This window comes from Janibacter sp. YB324, assembly GCF_014217915.1.
Classification (GTDB): domain Bacteria; phylum Actinomycetota; class Actinomycetes; order Actinomycetales; family Dermatophilaceae; genus Janibacter; species Janibacter indicus.
Map to the genome: position 1 here is coordinate 1,586,221 of NZ_CP060120.1, position 18,718 is coordinate 1,604,938.

Annotated in this window: 16 protein-coding genes and 1 riboswitch; of the genes, 10 read left to right on the forward strand and 6 right to left on the reverse strand. The window is 72.8% G+C overall.

What is annotated here, in order from left to right; genetic code table 11:
• Positions 1 to 4: 4 nt before the first annotated feature.
• From H7A72_RS07655 to gcvP, 10 genes are all read left to right on the forward strand, one after another.
• The gene (locus tag H7A72_RS07655) at positions 5 to 610 is read left to right on the forward strand and encodes a CDP-alcohol phosphatidyltransferase family protein (RefSeq protein ID WP_084451878.1); all 606 of its coding nucleotides are present in this window, start codon (positions 5 to 7) and stop codon (positions 608 to 610) included.
• Entirely contained in the window at positions 600 to 1,601 is a 1,002-nt protein-coding gene (locus H7A72_RS07660; protein WP_185222167.1) for a DUF881 domain-containing protein, read from the forward strand. Before H7A72_RS07655 ends, H7A72_RS07660 begins: the two co-directional genes overlap by 11 nt.
• Positions 1,598 to 1,930, forward strand: coding sequence for a small basic family protein (locus H7A72_RS07665; protein ID WP_072624550.1), 333 nt, complete (start codon positions 1,598 to 1,600; stop codon positions 1,928 to 1,930). Before H7A72_RS07660 ends, H7A72_RS07665 begins: the two co-directional genes overlap by 4 nt.
• Positions 1,927 to 2,712 (forward strand): DUF881 domain-containing protein, encoded by a 786-nt coding sequence (locus tag H7A72_RS07670; RefSeq protein ID WP_185222168.1) that lies wholly within the window; start codon positions 1,927 to 1,929, stop codon positions 2,710 to 2,712. The genes H7A72_RS07665 and H7A72_RS07670 overlap by 4 nt, the downstream gene beginning before the upstream one ends.
• Before the next feature lie 22 nt (positions 2,713 to 2,734).
• Entirely contained in the window at positions 2,735 to 3,124 is a 390-nt protein-coding gene (gene gcvH / locus H7A72_RS07675) for a glycine cleavage system protein GcvH (protein WP_084451883.1), read from the forward strand.
• A gap of 81 nt (positions 3,125 to 3,205) precedes the next feature.
• The gene (locus H7A72_RS07680) at positions 3,206 to 3,655 is read left to right on the forward strand and encodes an FHA domain-containing protein (RefSeq protein WP_185222169.1); all 450 of its coding nucleotides are present in this window, start codon (positions 3,206 to 3,208) and stop codon (positions 3,653 to 3,655) included.
• A gap of 2 nt (positions 3,656 to 3,657) precedes the next feature.
• Positions 3,658 to 4,362, forward strand: a complete 705-nt coding sequence (locus H7A72_RS07685) for a MerR family transcriptional regulator (RefSeq protein WP_223277850.1) — start codon at positions 3,658 to 3,660, stop codon at positions 4,360 to 4,362.
• 22 nt (positions 4,363 to 4,384) lie between these two features.
• Positions 4,385 to 4,861: a bifunctional nuclease family protein gene (locus H7A72_RS07690; protein ID WP_185222170.1), complete on the forward strand. Its 477-nt coding sequence runs from the start codon at positions 4,385 to 4,387 to the stop codon at positions 4,859 to 4,861.
• Positions 4,862 to 5,016: 155 nt separating this feature from the next.
• Positions 5,017 to 5,592: a MerR family transcriptional regulator gene (locus H7A72_RS07695; protein WP_094078824.1), complete on the forward strand. Its 576-nt coding sequence runs from the start codon at positions 5,017 to 5,019 to the stop codon at positions 5,590 to 5,592.
• Positions 5,593 to 5,635: 43 nt separating this feature from the next.
• A riboswitch (glycine riboswitch) is annotated at positions 5,636 to 5,732 on the forward strand.
• A gap of 72 nt (positions 5,733 to 5,804) precedes the next feature.
• Positions 5,805 to 8,705: an aminomethyl-transferring glycine dehydrogenase gene (gcvP, locus tag H7A72_RS07700; protein WP_185222330.1), complete on the forward strand. Its 2,901-nt coding sequence runs from the start codon at positions 5,805 to 5,807 to the stop codon at positions 8,703 to 8,705.
• Between the two features lie 78 nt (positions 8,706 to 8,783).
• On the opposite strand, the gene H7A72_RS07705 is transcribed toward gcvP, so the two are convergent.
• From H7A72_RS07705 to H7A72_RS07730, 6 genes are all read right to left on the reverse strand, one after another.
• The gene (locus H7A72_RS07705; RefSeq protein ID WP_185222171.1) at positions 8,784 to 12,050 is read right to left on the reverse strand and encodes an AAA family ATPase; all 3,267 of its coding nucleotides are present in this window, start codon (positions 12,048 to 12,050) and stop codon (positions 8,784 to 8,786) included.
• Entirely contained in the window at positions 12,047 to 13,228 is a 1,182-nt protein-coding gene (locus tag H7A72_RS07710) for an exonuclease SbcCD subunit D (RefSeq protein ID WP_185222172.1), read from the reverse strand. Before H7A72_RS07710 ends, H7A72_RS07705 begins: the two co-directional genes overlap by 4 nt.
• 147 nt (positions 13,229 to 13,375) lie before the next feature.
• Positions 13,376 to 15,853 carry an ABC transporter permease gene (locus H7A72_RS07715; protein ID WP_185222173.1) on the reverse strand — a complete coding sequence of 826 codons (2,478 nt, stop codon included), beginning with the start codon at positions 15,851 to 15,853 and terminating at the stop codon, positions 13,376 to 13,378.
• Positions 15,846 to 16,616, reverse strand: coding sequence for an ABC transporter ATP-binding protein (locus H7A72_RS07720; protein WP_084451893.1), 771 nt, complete (start codon positions 16,614 to 16,616; stop codon positions 15,846 to 15,848). The genes H7A72_RS07715 and H7A72_RS07720 overlap by 8 nt, the downstream gene beginning before the upstream one ends.
• A gap of 77 nt (positions 16,617 to 16,693) precedes the next feature.
• Positions 16,694 to 17,386 carry a response regulator transcription factor gene (locus H7A72_RS07725; RefSeq protein ID WP_084451894.1) on the reverse strand — a complete coding sequence of 231 codons (693 nt, stop codon included), beginning with the start codon at positions 17,384 to 17,386 and terminating at the stop codon, positions 16,694 to 16,696.
• On the reverse strand, positions 17,383 to 18,642 hold the full coding sequence (locus H7A72_RS07730; protein WP_185222174.1) for a sensor histidine kinase: 1,260 nt from the start codon (positions 18,640 to 18,642) through the stop codon (positions 17,383 to 17,385). The genes H7A72_RS07725 and H7A72_RS07730 overlap by 4 nt, the downstream gene beginning before the upstream one ends.
• Between the last annotated feature and the right edge of the window lie 76 nt (positions 18,643 to 18,718).

Consider the following 18,718-nt stretch of genomic DNA (forward strand, 5'->3'; position numbering starts at 1 on the left):
CGACGTGGGTGCGGTCGAGGAGCGAGAGGGCCCCTGGCGGGTCGACGAGGTCCTCACCCTGCCCAATGCGCTGTCGGTGCTGCGGCTGCTCGGTGTCCCGCTCTTCCTGTGGGCCATCCTCACCGGGCGCGACGGGCTGGCGCTGATCACGCTCATGGCCTCGGGCATCACCGACTACCTCGACGGCAAGCTCGCGCGAGCCCTCGGCATGACCTCCCGCGTCGGTGCCCTGCTCGACCCCCTCGCGGACCGGCTCTACATCTTCACCACGGTGGTCGCACTCGCCTGGCGCGACGTGATCCCGTGGTGGCTCGTCGTGCTGCTGGTCGCCCGGGACGCCGTGCTGGCCGTGCTGCTGCTCGTTGCCGGTCGGCAGGTGCGGGCGCAGATCCCGGTCCACTTCGTGGGCAAGGCGGCGACGTTCAACCTCCTGTACGCCTTCCCCCTCCTGCTGCTCGCCGACGGGCGCGGCACGCTGGCGGACCTCGCCCTCCCACTCGGCTGGGCCTTCGCGTGGTGGGGTGTGTGGCTGTACTGGATCTCGATCGCCATCTACGGTCTCGAGGTCACCACTGCGCGTCGGACGAGAGGAGCAGCACGTGCGACCTGACGCACCAGACGGCGGCCGCCGGCGCCCTGCTCCCGAGCGGATGGACGAGGAGGACCTCGGCGAGGACGAGGTCGACTACGCCGACGCGTCGGGGGTCGCCCACCCCGAGCGTCGCCGCGATGCCTCGATGACCCTGCTCATCTCGATGCTCGAGCGTCCCCTGGACCCGGGCTACGCCGCGGCCGCGGACAAGCGCCGCGCCGAGGGGCTGCCGGCGTCGACCGGCACCCGCCGGCCGCTGCTGCTCGTCTGGCTGCTGCTCATCGGGCTGGTCATCGGCATCAGCACCGCCGCCCTTCGCGATCGTGACGGGGCCCGCTCCGAGGCCCGGGCCCAGCTCATCCAGCAGATCGAGGACAAGCAGGCCGAGGTCGACAAGAGCGACCGTCGAGCGCGGACCCTGCAACGCGAGGTCGACGCCGCGACCGCACGGCTGGACCCCGACCTCGTCGGCACCCGCCAGGCGGAGCTCGACGCGCGCCGGGTCGCCAGCGGACTCGTGGCGGTCCAGGGCCCTGGCCTGCGCATCACCCTCGACGACGCGCCGGGTGGGGGCACGAGCGCCGACGGGGACCCCCGGACCAACGTGAGCAACGAGGGCCGGGTCCAGTCCAAGGACATGCAGCTGATCACCAACGGTCTGTGGGACGCCGGGGCCGAGGCCATCAGCATCAACGGCCAGCGGCTCACCTCCAGGACCGCGATCCGCTTCGCAGGCGAGGCGATCCTCGTCAACTTTCGGCCGCTCACCAGGCCCTACACGATCGAGGCGATCGGCGACTCCGGCCAGATGCAGACGCGCTTCGCCGAGAGCGTCGCCGGGTCCTACCTCACCGGCCTCGAGTCCAACTACGGCATCCAGACCTCCCTGACGACGCAGGACGAGCTCCACCTGCCCAGCGCCGTCAACGTCAGCACCCGTGAGGCGACGGTCGTCCCCGAGGGACGCACCCCGCCCAAGGTGGTTCCACTCGAGAAGGAGACCTCGTGATCCCCGCCCTCGGACTCGTGGTCGGGATCGTCCTCGGCCTGGTCCTGCAGCCGGACGTCCCGATCTGGCTGCAGCCCTACCTGCCGATCGCGGTCATCGCCGCCCTCGACGCCGTCTTCGGCGCCGTGCGGGCGACGCTGGACGGCATCTTCGACGACAAGGTCTTCGTCGTCAGCTTCCTGTCCAACGTCGTCGTCGCCGCCTTCATCGTCTTCCTCGGCGACCAGCTCGGCGTCGGTTCGCAGCTGTCGACGGGTGTCGTCGTCGTGCTCGGCGTGCGGATCTTCTCCAACGTGGCCTCGATCCGACGACACCTCTTCAAGGCATGAGCACCACACCCGAGACGCCCGAGCCCGAGGGCGACGAGACCGTGGCGTCGACGAGCGCCTGGCGGCGGGTCTACCTCATGGCCCGGCCGAGGGCCACGCGGGCCAATGCCTTCGCGCTGCTGCTCGCCTGCCTGCTCGGCTTCGCGATTGCCACCCAGGTGCGGCAGACGCAGTCGCAGGGCCTCGAGGACCTGCGGCAGGACGAGCTGGTGCGCATCCTCGACGACGTGACGCAGAACGGCACCCGGCTCGACGACGAGATCAACGAGCTCGAGACGACCCGCGACGGGCTGGCCTCGAGCGAGGGCAACTCGCCCGAGGCCATCGCGGCGGCGCAGCAGCGGGCCGACACCCTCGGCATCCTCGCGGGCACCGAGCGCGCCACCGGCCCGGGCATCACCCTGACGATCGAGGACGCCGACGGTGCGGTCGACGCGGCCGCACTGCTCGACGCCGTGCAGGAGCTGCGCGACGCCGGAGCCGAGGCGATGCAGGTGGGCGACGTGCGCATCGTGGCCAGCACCTGGTTCCGCGACGGCGACGACGGGGTCATCGCCGACGGCAAGACGCTCGACAACCCCTACACCTTCACGGTCATCGGTGACCCGCAGACGATGAGCTCGGCGATGGAGATTCCCGGTGGCGTGTCGGAGTCGGTGCGCAGCAAGGGCGGAGAGCTGACGATCCGGGAGTACGAGTCGATCAACGTCGAGGCATTGCACACGGATTCGTCGCCTCGTTACGCTCAGCCCGTCCCGGAGCCGACCGACGGCTCGAACTGACCCGGGCTCGACGAGGAGAGAGATGAGCGACGTGACCTACCCCGAGGACCTGCGGTACACGACCGACCACGAGTGGGTGCGCGAGACGGGTGACGGCACGGTGCGCGTCGGCATCACCCACTACGCGCAGGAGGCGCTCGGCGACGTCGTCTACGTCAGCCTCCCTGCGGTCGGTGACACCGTCGAGTCCGGCGGCTCCTGCGGCGAGGTCGAGTCGACGAAGTCGGTGAGCGACCTCTACGCGCCCCTCCCGGGCACGGTCACGGCGGTCAACGACGCCCTCGACGCCACCCCCGAGCTGGTCAACTCCGACCCCTACGGCGAGGGCTGGATGTACGAGCTGCAGCTCGGCGACGGTGCCGACACCTCCGGTCTGCTCGACGCGGCCGCCTACCAGGCCGAGATCGGCTGACGCACGCGCACGACCGTGACCGGCCCGACGTGGGGCCGGTCACGTAGGCTTGACCACGGACACGACAGGAGGGAGCGCTGGATGAGCGGCAACAACGACAACCAGCCCGCACGACAGGACCCGGCGACCCAGCAGTTCACCGGCGTGGGGAGCAGCCTGCCGGCTGACCTGCCGGACTCGGACTACCACCTCACCCGCGACGAGCAGGCGACGGTCGACGCGCTCAACCCCGGCACGGCGCTGCTCATCGTGCTGCGTGGTCCCAACACCGGGGCGCGATTCCTGCTCGACGACGCCGAGGTGACCACCGGTCGTGGCCCGGAGAGCGACATCTTCCTCGACGACGTGACCGTCTCGCGCAAGCATGCGGTCTTCTCCCGCGACGGGCAGGGCTTCGGGGTGCGCGACGTGGGCTCGCTCAACGGCACCTACGTCAACAAGGAGCGCATCGACCAGGCTGCGCTGCGCACCGGCGACGAGGTCCAGATCGGCAAGTTCCGCCTCGTCTACTACGCCAGCTCCGCCAGCTGACATTGCCTGACGACCGCATCGGGATCGGGGCCCTGATCGCTCGGCTCGAGGGCGACTTCCCCGACATCACGATCAGCAAGGTGCGTTTCCTCGAGAGCGAGGGCCTGGTGACGCCGGCCCGCACGGCGTCGGGCTACCGCAAGTACTCAGCCGACGACGTCGACCGGTTGCGTTACGTCCTCACGGCCCAGCGGGACCGCTTCTGGCCGCTCAAGGTCATCAGGGAGCGTCTCGACGCCCTCGACCGGGGTCTCGACGTCGCCGACGACGGGGCGGTCGTGGCGCCGACACACGACCAGCCCGCGGGTGGGCGGCTCGGTCCACGTGACCGTGGCCGCCCCCTTCGGCTGACGGCCACCGAGCTGCAGCACGCCGCCGACATCGACACCGGCACCTTCCGTGAGCTGATCGCCTACGGGCTGCTGCCCAAGTCCCGCGACCACTTCGACGCCGCCGACCTCGAGGTGGCTCGCGCCTGCGGGGCACTCGTCGACGCGGGCATCGACGTGCGCCACCTGCGTCCCTTCAAGAGCGCCGCCGAGCGGGAGCTCGGTCTCTCCGAGCACGTCCTGGGTCAGCAGGCCCTGCGTGGCCGCGGCGCCGACGCCGCCGGGCTCGACGACGAGAGCGTGCAGCGACAGGTCGTCGAGGACTGCCTCGAGCTCCACGTCGCGCTGGTGCGACGTGGCCTCGAGGACGGCACCTGACCCGGAGGGATACGGTTGGGGGGTGAAGCCGCTCGACGTCCTCGGTGTCCGCGTGGAGATGCCCACCTCCCAGCCCATCGTGCTCCTGCGGGAGCGTGACGGCGGTCGTCACGTGCCGATCTGGATCGGGGCCGCGGAGGCCACGTCGATCGCCTACGCCCAGGAGGGGGTCGAGCCGCCGAGGCCACTGACCCACGACCTGCTCGTCAACGTCATCGACGCACTGGACCGCCAGCTGACGACGGTGCGCATCGACGCCGTGCTCGAGGGGGTCTTCCACGCCACCCTCGTCCTCGACGACGGCACGGAGATCTCCTCGCGCAGCTCGGACGCGATCGCCCTCGCGCTGCGCACCGGCGCCGAGGTGGTGACCACCGACGAGGTCCTCGACGAGGTCGGCATCGAGTCGTCCGACGAGGAGGAGGACGAGGTGGCGAAGTTCAAGGAGTTCCTCGACGAGGTGTCCCCGGAGGACTTCGAGGCGCCGGGCGAGGACTAGCTCCGCGACCTGATCGTTACCGACACGCGCCCTCCTCACGGGCGAGATGTTTGACCCCCGGGGGAGGTCGCCGTAGCGTCGAAGACATCACCGGGAGCACACCGGTGTCATTCCCGGTCGCTTCGGCCGGGCCGACGGTGAAGCAGGAGGGCGCAGTGGACGCCACGACGGACGAGGGCAAGACCCCGGTTCGCGCCCAGGGCGTGCTCTTCGACGACGACCTGCCCGAGCTGTCCGAGGACATCGGTTACCGCGGTCCCGCCGCGTGCAGCGCCGCCGGCATCACCTACCGCCAGCTGGACTACTGGGCCCGCACCGGGCTCGTCGAGCCGTCGGTGCGCGGCGCCGCCGGCTCCGGCAGCCAGCGGCTCTACGGCTTCCGCGACATCTTGGTGCTCAAGGTGGTCAAGCGACTGCTCGACACCGGTGTCTCCCTCCAGCAGATCCGTGTCGCGATCCAGCACCTGCGTGAGCGCGGGGTCGAGGACCTGGCCCAGATCACCCTGATGAGCGACGGCGCGAGCGTCTACGAGTGCACGTCCGCGGACGAGGTCATCGACCTGGTCCAGGGAGGCCAGGGGGTCTTCGGCATCGCCGTGGGCCGCGTGTGGCGCGAGGTCGAGGGTTCGCTGCTCGAGATCCCGAGCGAGCGCATGGGCGGCGACGACGAGGCGCCCACCGAGCTGCCCGGCGATGAGCTCTCGGCACGCCGCCGCGCCAAGCTCGCCTGACGCCGTCCCCTCAGCGTGGCCGCTGATAGCCTGTGGCCGCTGCTCACCCCGCGGGGGAGAGTCCTCGCACCTGTCGGTTGCGGGGCGCCGAAGGGGCAAACTCCCCGGAACCTCTCAGGCGCCAGGACCTCGTGGATCAGGCACCTCTGGAGCGCTTGCGCGTGACAGATGGGGAGGCTGACTTCGTGTCCACCCACGTCCAAGGGAGCCTCATGAGCGCCTCGTCCCCCCTGTCCGAGTTCGTCGGCCGTCATGTCGGCCCCCGTGCGGACGACGTCGAGCAGATGCTCGGCCTGATCGACCAGCCCACGCTCGACGCGCTCTGCGATGCGGCCGTCCCCGGTGCGATCCGCCAGACCGATGCGCTCGGCATCGAGGCGGCCCCGAGCGAGCTGGCGGTCATCGAGGAGCTGCGCGCCCTCGCCGCCAAGAACACCGTGCACACGTCGATGATCGGCCTGGGCTACTACGGCACGGTGACGCCGTCGGTCATCCAGCGCAATGTCCTCGAGAACCCCGCGTGGTACACCGCCTACACGCCCTACCAGCCCGAGATCAGCCAGGGCCGGCTCGAGGCGCTGCTCAACTTCCAGACGATGGTCGCCGACCTCACCGGGCTGCAGACCTCGGGCTCCTCCCTGCTCGACGAGGGCACCGCCGCAGCCGAGGCGATGACCGTCATGCGACGCTCGAGCAAGGCCGCCAAGGACGCGGTCCTCCTCGTCGACGCCAACACCTTCCCGCAGACGCAGGCGGTCATCAGCACCCGTGCGGTGCCCCTGGGCATTGACGTGGTCGTCGCCGACCTCACCGGCGTCGACACCGTGGACGCGCTGCGCGCGGCCGCCGGCGATCGTGACGTCTTCGGCGTCCTCGTCCAGTACCCGGGCGCCGACGGCATCATCGGCGACTGGCGCGCCCTGACGGCCGCGGCCCACGAGGTCGGGGCACTCGTCACGGCCGCCGCCGACCTGCTCGCCCTGACGCTGCTCACGGCACCGGGGGAGTGGGGCGCCGACGTCGCGGTCGGCACGACCCAGCGCTTCGGTGTGCCGATGGCCTTCGGCGGTCCCCACGCCGGCTACATGGCCGTCCGGGCCGGCCTCGAGCGGACCCTGCCCGGTCGCCTTGTCGGGGTCTCCGTGGACGCCGCCGGCCGTCCGGCATACCGCCTCGCCCTCCAGACGCGTGAGCAGCACATCCGTCGCGACAAGGCGACGAGCAACATCTGCACCGCGCAGGTCCTGCTCGCGGTGATGGCCTCGATGTATACCGTCTACCACGGCCCCGACGGACTGCGGGCGATCGCCGAGCGGGTGCACGGCACCGCGGTCGGGCTCGCGGCGCGGCTGCGCGAGGCGGGCGTCGACGTGGCCGAGGGTCCGTGGTTCGACACCCTGCGCGTGACCATCCCCGGCGGCGCCGCCGACGCTGTCGCGGCAGCGCTCTCCGCGGGGGTCAACATCTGGCAAGCCGACGCCGACACCGTCCTGGTCTCCGTCGACGAGACCACCGACCCGAGCGAGGTCGCTGCGGTGGCCGGCGCGCTCGGCGCTTCCGGTGACGGTGCCGTGGCCGACGAGGTCGACTCCACGCACGCTCCCCGCGTCAGCCCTGACTGGCCCGCGGCGTTGGTGCGGACGAGCGACTACCTGACCCACCCGGTCTTCCACTCCCACCGCAGTGAGACGGCGATGCTGCGCTACCTGCGGCGGCTGTCCGACCGGGACTTCGCGCTGGACCGCGGCATGATCCCGCTCGGCTCGTGCACGATGAAGCTCAACGCCACGACCGAGATGGTCGCCATCACCTGGCCGGAGTTCGCCGGTCTGCACCCCTTCGCTCCCGACGACCAGACCGTCGGCATCCGCGAGCTCGTCGGGCAGCTGAGCGGCTGGCTCAGCGAGGTCACCGGCTACCACTCGGTGTCGCTGCAGCCCAACGCCGGCTCGCAGGGAGAGCTCGCCGGTCTGCTGGCGATCCGCGCCTATCACGCGGCCAACGGCCAGGCGGAGCGGCGCATCTGCCTCATCCCCGCCAGCGCCCACGGCACCAATGCCGCGTCCGCGGTCATGGCCGGCATGAAGGTCGTCGTCGTCAAGACCGCCGAGGGCGGTGACATCGACATGGACGATCTGCGCAGCAAGGTCGAGCAGCACCGCGACGACCTCTCGGCGATCATGGTGACCTACCCCAGCACCCACGGCGTCTTCGAGGACACGATCAGCGAGCTGTGCGCCCTGGTGCACGACGCCGGCGGTCAGGTCTACGTCGACGGGGCCAACCTCAACGCCCTCGTCGGGCTCGCGCAGCCCGGGCGCTTCGGCGCGGACGTCAGCCACCTCAACCTGCACAAGACCTTCTGCATCCCGCACGGCGGCGGCGGTCCGGGCGTGGGCCCGGTGGCGGTGCGCGAGCACCTCTCGCCCTACCTGCCCAACCACCCTCTGGCGGAGGCAGCGGGCCCGGCCACCGGCGTCGGCCCGATCAGTGCGGCGCCCTACGGGTCCGCGGGCATCCTCCCGATCTCGTGGGCCTACGTGCGGCTCATGGGAGGTGACGGTCTGTCGCGGGCGACCCAGGTGGCCGTGCTCAACGCCAACTACATCGCCCGACGTCTGGGCGACCACTACCCCGTGCTCTACAGCGGCCCGGGTGGCGTCGTGGCCCACGAGTGCATCCTCGACCTGCGTGGCCTGACCAAGGACACCGGGGTCACCGTCGACGACGTCGCCAAGCGACTCATCGACTACGGCTTCCACGCGCCGACGATGAGCTTCCCGGTCGCGGGCACGCTCATGGTCGAGCCGACCGAGTCCGAGGACAAGGGCGAGATCGACCGCTTCTGCGACGCGATGATCGCCATCCGCCGCGAGATCGACGAGGTGGGTACCTCCGGCGACGTCGAGGCCTCGGTCCTGCGCAATGCTCCGCACACGGCGGCCGAGCTGGCGGGGGAGTGGACCCACTCCTACGACCGGTCCACCGCCGTCTTCCCCGTCGGCGTCGACGCAGCAGACAAGTACTGGCCCCCGGTCGCCCGCATCGACGGTGCCTACGGTGACCGCAACCTCGTCTGCTCCTGCCCGTCGCCGGAGGCCTTCGAGGACTGAGTCGACCCCCTTCGCGGGCGGGTCGAGGTGATGGGGACCGTCTATCCGGTCGCGGCCACCTCGACCCGGGCGGAGGGGTCAGGCTGCGCCCGGGACGCCCGTGATCGTGACGGTCGAGCCGTGGTGCGACTTGTCGATGCGCACCTGGGTGGGGATGCGGGTGCGCATCTCGCTGACGTGGCTCACCACGCCGACGCTGCGACCGCCGTCGCGCAGGCCGTCGAGGACGTCGAGCACCTGCTCGAGGCTGTCCTGGTCGAGGCTGCCGAAGCCCTCGTCGACGAAGAGCGTGCCGAACTCGATCCCCCCCGACTCCTCACGGATCGCGTCTGCGAGCCCGAGCGCCAGGGCGAGGGAGGCGGTGAAGGACTCACCTCCGGACAGGGTCGCCGTCGCCCGGTCCTGACCGGTCCACAGGTCGCGGACGAGGAGGCCCAGGCCCCCGCGCCGCTGGCCCCTGGCGGACGTGTCGTCGTGCGCCAGCTCGTAGCGACCGTCGGCCATCGCCGACAGGCGTGAGTTGGCCAGCTCGACGATGCGCTCCAGTCGCGCGGCGAGGACATAGGTGCTCAGCCGCATGCGCTTGTCGTTGTCGGCGCTCGTCCCGGTGACGAGGTCGGCCATCCGCCGCACGAGCTCGGCCTCGGCGGCGGCGGGTCCGATGAGCGCGCACTCGTCGATCACGAGCTGGGAGACACGCACGAGCTGTCGGTGCACCGTGGCCGTGCTCGCCTGGTGGCGGCGATCGTCGTCGGCCTCGTGCTTGGCTCGCGCGGCAGTGGCTGCCAGCTCATCGACGTCGGCAGGCTCGGCATCGAGCGCGGCCACCACGTCCGGCTCGGCGAGGACCTGGTGTGCCGCGGCCAGCTGCTGCTCGTGCGATCGGACACGACTGTCGAGCTCAGCCACCTCGGTCCTCGGGCGAGCCGCTGCCCGCACACTGTCAGCGTCGTCGAAGCCGTGCTCCACGAGGGCGTCCGACAGGTGGCGAGCCGCCTGGGCCACCCCTGCTCGTGCCCGGCGCTCGTCGATCGTGGCCGCGTCGAGGGTCTCTGCATGCGTCACGGCCCGGGCGTGTACCTGGTCGACCCGTCGCACATGGTCCACGAGGTCACCGACCCATCGCCGGGTCGCCTCGACCTCGTCCGGGCGGTCCACGCGCTCGAAGGGAGGTCGGCTCACCTCGTCGAGGCCCGCGTCGGCCGGGTCGACGCAGGCGCAGGTGGTCGCGTGCTCCGCCACGGCCGCGCCGATCGCGTCGGCAGCCTCGGCCAGCTGCTCGCAGAGCTGGTCGCGGCGGGCCCGCAGCGAGGCGAGCTCGTCGGCGGCCTCACGCCCGGATGCGTGGGCACGCAGCAGCCGGGCGGCCCGCTCCTCGACGCGACGCTCGACCTCAGCGGCCCCACTGACCGAGGTGCGCAGCTCGGACACCTCTGTCGCGAGCTCCTCGCGGACTGCGAGCTCGGCGGGCGACACCTCGAAGAGGTCGGCCGGTGCATCGGACGCTGCCGCGGCGGACTCGCAGTCGGGCTCGTCGGACTCGCCGCACTCGGACGCGCCGACCGCGGCGAGGCGGAGCACCTCGGCGCGAGCGACCTCCAGCTGCGCGGCCACCTCTCCCCGTGCCTGACGGGCGGCCTCGTGGACCCCCTCGGCGTCACCGGCGACCACTCGCGCGGCCTCGATGTCCTCCGGGGTGACGACCCGGGTCGACCGCGCGAGCCGGGGGTGCTCGGTGGACCCGCAGACGGAGCAGGGGTCGCCCTCGGAGAGCAGCCCCGCGAGCTCTCCCGCCATGTTGTCGAGACGGGCCGCCACGAGCTCCTGGACGCCTGCGCGCAGCTCCTGGACGTGCTCGCGCGCCGCTAGGGCTTCGTCGGTCGCGCGGCGCAGGTCCGACTCGACGGCCCTCGCCCCACGGCGGGCCGCGATCAGCGCGTCGAGCCGGTCGAGCTCGGCAGCGGACGCGGTCAGTCGCTCCCGGTCGTGCTGGAGTCGCTCGCGCACCACGTCGTCGGCCTCGGCCTCCTCCGTGAGCCGGGTGACGAGCTCCTCGGTCCGCGAGAGCGTGGCTCGAGACCGGGAGAGTCGCTCCGCGAGGATGGGCAGCTCCCCCGATCTGCGCCGCAGAGCGACGGCCTCGTGGCGCGCGCGCTCGAGGCAGAGAGTGCCCTCGGCGAGCGCCCCGGCGTCCTCGCCGCCGTCCACGGGCCCGTCGGACCCCTCGTCGGGCTCCGGGAGGTCGATCGCGTCGATCCACGTGGCCCACCGGGTGCGCAGCCCCTCGGGCAGCGCGGCGACGGCCTCCTCGCGTGACTGCCGTGCCGCGGCGAGGGCGGACTCCGCGCGCGCCATGGCCGCGACGTGGGGGAGAGCTGCGGCGGCCGCCCTCGCCTCCTCGAGGGTGCGTCGCCGGGTGGCGTGCGCGTCGGCGACCGCCTCGAGGTCGGCCACCTGGCTGCGGGCCGCAGCACCACGACGCCGCAGGTCGATGCGTCGCCGCTCGGCATCAAGAGCCTCGCGCGCGGCCCCGGCGGCCGTGTCGGCCTGGTCGACACGGGTCATCGCCTCGGCGACCACCCGCTCGAAGGCCTCGCCGACCGCGCTGAGCGCCTCCGGCAGCTGCATCGCGTCGAGGTCGGCCCACGCGGCGTCGGGCTCGGGCAGCTCCTCCTCGACGGCCGAGAGCACGTCGACGAGGTGCGTCACGTGGGTCGACAGCTGGGCCCGTGACTGCTTGAGCGTCGCCTCGGCCGACTGCCGGCGTCGGACCAGCTCCTCCTCGACGCCGGCGTAGTCGGAGATGTCGAAGAGCCGCTCGAGGACCTCGCGACGTTGCTCGTCGGTGGCCCGCAGGAAGGCGGCGAAGTCTCCCTGGGGCAGCATGACGACCCGACGGAACTGCTCGAGCCCCATGCCCAGCAGGTCGTCGAGCACCTGGGCCGTCTCGTCGATGCGGGTGCTCACGGTGTGCCAGCCAGCAGCACGCCGCTCCTCGAGGCGCACTCCGGCGGGCTCCGTGGTCGTGCCCGAGCCGCGGCGCTTGGGACGCTCGTGGGCGGGGTGGCGGACCACCCGCAACCGACGCTCGCCCAAGGTCAGCTCGAGCTCGACCTCCGTGGGGACATCGGCTGCGGCGTGCTGGCTGCGCAGCGAGGTGCTCTGGCGGTCGCCGGGCACGCCCGCGTAGAGCGCGAAGCAGATCGCGTCGAGGAGGCTCGTCTTGCCCGAGCCGGTCGGGCCGTGGATGAGGTAGAGGCCGCCCGCCCCGATGGTCTCGAGGTCGAGCTCGATCGTGCCGGCGAAGGGCCCGAAGGCGCTGGCCCGCAGGCGGTGCAGTCTCACGCGACGCCTCGCCGGCGACGCCGAGGAGCCCCGTGCTCCTCGGCCCGGTCACGGTCGCGCCGGCCGGCCTCGAGGGCATCGGAGAGCAACCGGCGCTCCTCGTCGTCGGCGGTGGCTCCCCGCCGCACGTCGCTCACGAAGTCGCAGCACACCTCGAGCGGCTCGCGCCGCCGGACCCGGGCGGCGTAGCTGTGCACGGGCACGACGTCACCACTGGGTTCGAAGCCCAGCTGGAGCAGGTGGGGGAAGCGTCGTCGCAGCCTGTCGTAGGCACCGACGGGACGGATCGGGTCGATGAGGGTGACCTGGACCCACGCCCGCTCCGCCGCCTCGTGACGCGCGTCGGTGAGCACCTCGTCGAGAGTGCCGCGCACGAGGGCGATCTCGCGGTGGACGGGCGCGGCAACCTGTTCGACGGTGGTCGCTCCGCGCTCGTCGAGCGTCACGAGCAGGGACCCCTTGGTCTGGCCGGCCTCGCTGAAGGACATGGCCACCGGCGACCCGCTGTAGCGGACGGTCTCGGCCACCCGCTGGGGACGGTGGAGGTGACCGAGGGCGGTGTAGGCCACCCCGTCGAAGGTGCTCGCGGGGACCATCGCCACGCCACCGGTCGTGATGTCGCGCTCCGAGTCGCTCGCCGCGCCGCCGCTGGCGAAGCAGTGGGCCATGACGACGGTGCGGGGACCCCGACTCGCCACATCTGCGCGCACCCGCTTCATCGCGGCGGTGAGTACGGCCGTGTGCGAGCGCTCGGCGACGCCGAGCTCGTCGGTCACGGTCGTGGCGGTCGGCTCGAGGTAGGGGATGGCGTGGACGGCCGTGTCGCCGACGAGCACGGGAGATCCGATCGAGCGCACGTCGGAGCGGATGTGCAGCCCGGCCCGCTGCAGGAGGTCGGCGGCGAAGCCCAACCTGATCGCGGAGTCGTGGTTGCCGCTGGAGAGCACGACTTGGGAGCCCGCGTCGATGAGTCGGGTCACCGCCTCGGAGAGCAGCTCGACGGCCTCGGGCGGCGGGAGTGCCCGGTCGTAGACGTCACCCGAGACGAGCACGGCGTCGACCGCCTCGCTCCGCACGGTCTCGACGAGGTGGTCCACGTAGTCCGACTGTGCCGGCAGCAGGCCGGCGCCGTGGAAGGCCCTCCCCAGGTGCCAGTCGGAGGTGTGGATCAGCTTCATGACCGCCACGTTATGAGGCACCGCCGACAACCCGGTGGCGCGACACCCCCTTCGCCATGACGAAGGCGGTGCCGAGGTGCGAGGCACGAGCCTGGAAGGGGGGTGGGACCGCCCCCTGCGCGGTCCCACCCCCGGTCACCGCGACGGTCAGTCCGCGGCGAGCGCCGCGGCGGGTGCCACGCGGGCGGCCCGGCGCGCGGGCAGCACGGAGGCCAGCAGGCCGGCGATGACTGCACCGGCGCCCACGGCGAGCAGCTGCGACCACGGCAGCACGAGCGGCGCGTCGGTGAACTCGCCGAGCAGCGCGGTGACGCCGACCCAGGCGTAGCCCGCCCCGAGGACCGCGCCCAGCAGGGTGCCGACGACGGCGAGGAGGACCGCCTCGACGGCCAGCATGCGCCGCAGCTGGCCCCGCGTCAGGCCGAGCGCCCGGAGCAGGGCCGACTCCCGGGTGCGCTCGATGACGCTGAGCGACAGGGTGTTGGCGATGCCGACGACCGCGATGACGACCGAGATCGCGAGCAGGGCGAGCACGATCGCCAGCGCGAGGTCGAGCGTCTCGGTGTGGGTCTGGCGCACCTGCGCCCCGCCACCGACCTCGCTGCCCTCGATCTGGGTGGCGACCTGCTGGACCCCCTCGACGGTGCGGTCGACGTCTGCATCGTCGGCCAGCCGGAGGAAGACCGCGCCGGTCGTGGGGCTGTCGTCGAGCTCGCGAAGGACGGTGGGGTCCACGAGCCAGCCGGCACCCATGCCCTGCCCGACCGCGACGGTGAGCTCCGCGCGGCCGCGCGGACCGCTGACAGTCACCTCGTCGCCCGACGCGATCCCGGCCTCGAGCGCCTGCTCCTCCGACAGCACGACCTCGTCGGTGGCCGGGTGGGTCACGGCCGACGGGTCGCGGACGACGTCGTCGATACCCGGCGGCAGCGCAGCCACCTGCACGTCGCGACGCTCGCCCGCGCCGGTGACGCGCACCGTCGTCGTCTCGACCGCGGCGTCCCCGGCGACGCCCTCCACCCCGGCGAGGCGTGATGTCTGGGCGTCGGTGACGTCGTCGCCCTGGACGACGACGTCGACCGCGTACTGGGCGTCGATGACCTCGGTGAGGGCGGACTTCGCCGTCGCGGCACCGACGGCCGTCATCGACACGAGCGTGACGCCGACGAGCAGGGCCGCCGTCGTGCCCGCCGCCCGCGCAGGGTTGCGCACGGCGTTGTCGACCGCGAGCCGCCCCGCGGGGCCGAAGGGGCGCGCCGCCACCGACCCGACGAGTCGCACGAGCCACGGGACGAGCACGCTGCCGACGAGCAGCACCCCGGCGAAGGAGAGGAACCCGCCGAGCACCCCCGGCAGCACCTGGTGGCTCGCCGCCGCGGCCGCGAGCGCGCCGCCGCCGAGCACGATCAGCACCACACCGCTTGCGACGCGCAGCCGACCCGCCCGGGAGCGGGCCGTGATCGCGGCATCGGGTCGCAGCGCGGCGAGGGGCGCCACCCGCGAGGAGCGCAGCACCGGGCGCAGGGCCGCGCACACGACGACCACGACGCCGGCGAGGACCGGGAGGAGGACCGCCTTCGCCGGGACGTCGAGCACGAGGGTCGGGAAGTAGTTGGAGGCCCAGGCATTGCCCGCCGCCACCAGCGCCGACGCCAGGCCGATGCCGGCGAGCACCCCGACGGCGGAGAAGACGAGCCCGACGACGAGCGCCTCGACGAGGGCCGAGCGCACGACCTGCCCGCGCGTCGACCCGACCGCCCGCAACAGTGCGGTCTCGCGGGCCCGGCGGGCGAGGAGGATGCCGAAGGTGTTGCCGATGACGATGGCCGAGACGAAGAGGGCGATGGCGGCGAAGGCCGTGAGCAGCACCCCGAGCACGTCGGTGCCGCCGGTCACCCGGCTCACGAGGTCGTCCGACGCCTCGGTGGTGGACGCGACGTCGGCGTCGAGGGGAAGGGCGTCGCGCAGGGCCCGCGTCGTCGCGGCCTCGTCGCCCCCGCGCACGTCGATCTCGGTCCACCCGGTGAGCCCGGTGAGGTCGGTGACGCCGGCTGCCGTCGTGAAGACGACGGGGGTCCCGCTGCCGTACACCGGGTGGTCGGCGACGTCGACGATGCCGACGACCTCGGCGCGCACGGGCGATCCGTCGTCGCCGGAGGCGAAGGTCACCTCGTCGCCGACCCGGCTGCCGAAGGAGCTCGCCGTCGCCGTCGAGAGGGTCACCTCGTCGGAGGCGCGGGCCGCGCGGCCCTCGACGACCCCGGGGGCGTGGGTGGAGGTTCCGGTCGTCACGAAGGCACCCCGCTGGCCGGCGGGCGTGCTCGCCATCGTCCACGACTCGCGGACGGCGTCGACCGACGTCACGCCGTCGACCTCGGAGACCTCGTCGACGATCCCCGCGGGGAGCGACGGGGAGTCCGCGTCGTCCCCCTTCGGCGTGACGACGCTGGCGTAGGGGGCGTAGTGACCGGCCACGGAGGTGCGCATCGAGCTCTGGAGCGTCCCGGTGAGCACGAGCGTGGCGGCGATGAAGGCGACACCCAGCACGACGGCCAGGCCGGGTGCGAGGAACCGTCGCGACTGGTGACGAAGGGAGGCGAGGGTCAGCTGGAGCACGTCACTCACCCAGACCCTTCATGGCCGCGAGCACCCGGTCCTCGGTCGGGTCGTCGAGGGACCCGGCGAGGCGACCGTCGGCGAGGAGCAGCACCCGGTCGGCGTAGCTCGCGGCCCGGGGGTCGTGGGTCACCATGACGACGGTCTGCCCGAGCTCGTGGACGCTGGAGCGCAGGAAGGCGAGCAGGTGCGCCGAGGTCCGCGAGTCCAGGGCTCCCGTCGGCTCGTCGGCGAAGACGACGTCGGGCGCGGTGACGAGCGCGCGGGCCACGGCGACCCGCTGCTGCTGCCCGCCGGAGAGCTCGCTCGGCCGGTGCTCGAGCCGGTCGGTGATGCCGAGGACCCGGGTGACGTGCTCGAGCCGCTCGCGGTCGACGGACCGGCCCGCGAGGGTGAGGGGGAGCAGGACGTTCTGCCGGGCGGTGAGCATCGGCAGCAGGTTGAAGGACTGGAAGACGAAGCCGATCCGGTCGCGCCGCAGCAGCGTCAGCTGCCGGTCGGACAGCCGGGTGATGTCGGTGTCGCCGACGTGGATCTGCCCGGAGGTGGGCTGCTCGAGGCCGGCGAGGCAGTGCATGAGCGTCGACTTGCCGGACCCGGAGGGTCCCATGATCGCGGTGAGGCGATCGGCGGCGATGTCGACGTCGACGCCGTCGAGGGCCGTGACGGCCGAGTCGCCGTGGCCGAAGACCTTGCGCAGGCCCGTCGTGCGGGCCGCGACGGCCTCGGTCGCGTGGCGTGGGTGGAGGGCGGGTGTCTGCGTCGTGGTCATGGTGACCAGCCTTGTGCGCCAACGCTGCCGGCACATCGGTCCGTGGTCTGGACCTCGGCCCGCCGGACCGGCCCCGCCTACGACCGTGGTCGTACGTCCACGAGCCCGGTCTCGTGGGCGAGCAGCACCATGTGCACCCGGTCGCGCAGGTGCGCCTTGGCGAGGATGCGTCCGATGTGCGTCTTGACGGTCGCCTCGGCGAGGTGGAGCTCGGCGGAGATCTCGGCATTGGTGAGCCCCCGGGCGACCGCCCTCAGCACCTCGAGCTCGCGGGGGGTCAGCTCGGCCAGTCGGGGGTCGGCGGTCGGGTCGGGCGCCGGCGAGCCCGCCCCGCGCAGGTGGGGGGAGAACCGCTCGATGAGCCGCCGGGTCGTGCTCGGGGCGATGACCGAGTCACCGCGGTCGACGGCCCGGATCGCGGCGAGCAGCTCCTCGGGGCCGGCGTCCTTGAGGAGGAACCCGCTGGCACCGGCCCGCAGCGCGGCGTGCGCGTACTCGTCGAGGTCGAAGGTCGTGAGGACGATGACCCGTGGCCCCTCGTCCATGCCCCCGATCGCCTCGGTGGCCGCCACGCCGTCCATGCGCGGCATGCGCACGTCCATGAGGACGATGTCGGCGGGGGTCGTGGCGAGCAGGTCGAGCGCGGCGCGCCCGTCACCGGCCTCGCCGACGACGGCCATGTCGGGCTGCGCGTGGAGCACCATGCGGAACCCGGCACGCACCAGGGCCTGGTCGTCGACGAGGACGAGCCGGATGGTCTCGTCGGTCATCGTGCCTCCTCGTGGCGAAGGGGGAGTGTCGCCCTGACCGCGAAGCCACCGCCGGGCACCGGGCCGGCGGTCAACGACCCGCCGACGCTCGTCGCGCGCTCCCGCATCCCGATGATGCCGTGCCCGTCCCCGTCGTCGGTGGCCGCCGCGCCGCGGCCGTCATCGCGCACCTCGACGCCCAGCACGTCGCCCGTGGTGACGCGCACCGCGACGCGGGCGGCCGGGCCCGCGTGCTTGATGACATTGGTCAGCGACTCCTGGACGATGCGGTACGCGGCGAGCCCGGCGTCCCGGGGGACCGCGGCCGTCCCCGGCGCGAGGTCCAGGTCGACGTCGATGCCGGTGGCGGCGACCCGGTCGACGAGGTCCGGCAGGTCGCCGAGACCCTCCGTGGGGGCGTACTCGACGGGGTGCGGGGCGCTCCCTTCGTCATCGGTGGTGCGCAGGACCCCGACGAGGTGCCGGGTCTCGGCGAGGGCCTCGCGGGCGGTCGCCCCGATCGTCTCGAGCGCGCGCACGGCCTGCTCCCGGTCGAAGCCCCCACCGTGCTCCGCCGCGTAGGCGGCACCGTCGGCCTGGACGACGACGACGCTCAGCGAGTGCGCGACGACGTCGTGCATCTCACGGGCGATGCGGGTGCGCTCGTCCTGGGCGGCGATCCGGGCCCGCTGGTCGCGGTCGCGCCGCAGGGCGAGGTTCTGCTCCTGGAGGCGGGCGACGAGCTCGCGGCGCTTGCGGGTGAGGTCACCCCAGAGCCAGCACACGAGCGCGAGCCCGCTGAAGAGGGTCGTCATGAGCACCAGGGCCAGCACGCTCGCCCCGTCGTACGCGTACCAGTCCCACACGGCCAGCGGCCCGGAGGCCACGGCGGCCACGAGGCCGAGGCGGCGCACCCACCGGCGCGGGGCGTAGGCGGCCACCGCGTAGCCGGCCATGAGCGACGAGAGGTTCGACGGCATCGGTGAGTCCGCCACGACGAGCTGGGCCACATGGCCGAGGACGACGAGGCCGAAGCCGAGCTCCGGGCGGGTGCGTCGCCACGCCAAGGGCAGCGTCTGCAGCGATGCGACGACGAAGAGCAGGAGCATCTCGACCGCGCCGACCGGCAGGCCGGCGTAGGAGATGGCGTAGCCCAGGGACGTGACGACCCACATGGACCCGGCGATGACGAGGTCGACGAGCCCGGTGTGCGCGGCGAACCACGACCGCACGCGCGCGGTCGGGCCCCGCCTCGGGGTGATCGTCTCGGTGGTCACCGGGCGAGCGTAGGCAGGGCGGAGGGGGCGGCGCATCCGACCGTGGTCTGATACTCGCCCGCGACGCGTGCCGTGG

What these genes read in the sequence shown, in the direction of transcription:
- H7A72_RS07725 (WP_084451894.1), bottom strand. Translation starts at nt 17,386, where the DNA reads ATGACCGACGAGACCATCCGGCTCGTCCTCGTCGACGACCAGGCCCTG.
- H7A72_RS07680 (WP_185222169.1), top strand. Translation starts at nt 3,206, where the DNA reads ATGAGCGGCAACAACGACAACCAGCCCGCACGACAGGACCCGGCGACC.
- H7A72_RS07720 (WP_084451893.1), bottom strand. Translation starts at nt 16,616, where the DNA reads ATGACCACGACGCAGACACCCGCCCTCCACCCACGCCACGCGACCGAG.
- gcvP (WP_185222330.1), top strand. Translation starts at nt 5,805, where the DNA reads ATGAGCGCCTCGTCCCCCCTGTCCGAGTTCGTCGGCCGTCATGTCGGC.
- gcvH (WP_084451883.1), top strand. Translation starts at nt 2,735, where the DNA reads ATGAGCGACGTGACCTACCCCGAGGACCTGCGGTACACGACCGACCAC.
- H7A72_RS07670 (WP_185222168.1), top strand. Translation starts at nt 1,927, where the DNA reads ATGAGCACCACACCCGAGACGCCCGAGCCCGAGGGCGACGAGACCGTG.
- H7A72_RS07710 (WP_185222172.1), bottom strand. Translation starts at nt 13,228, where the DNA reads ATGAAGCTGATCCACACCTCCGACTGGCACCTGGGGAGGGCCTTCCAC.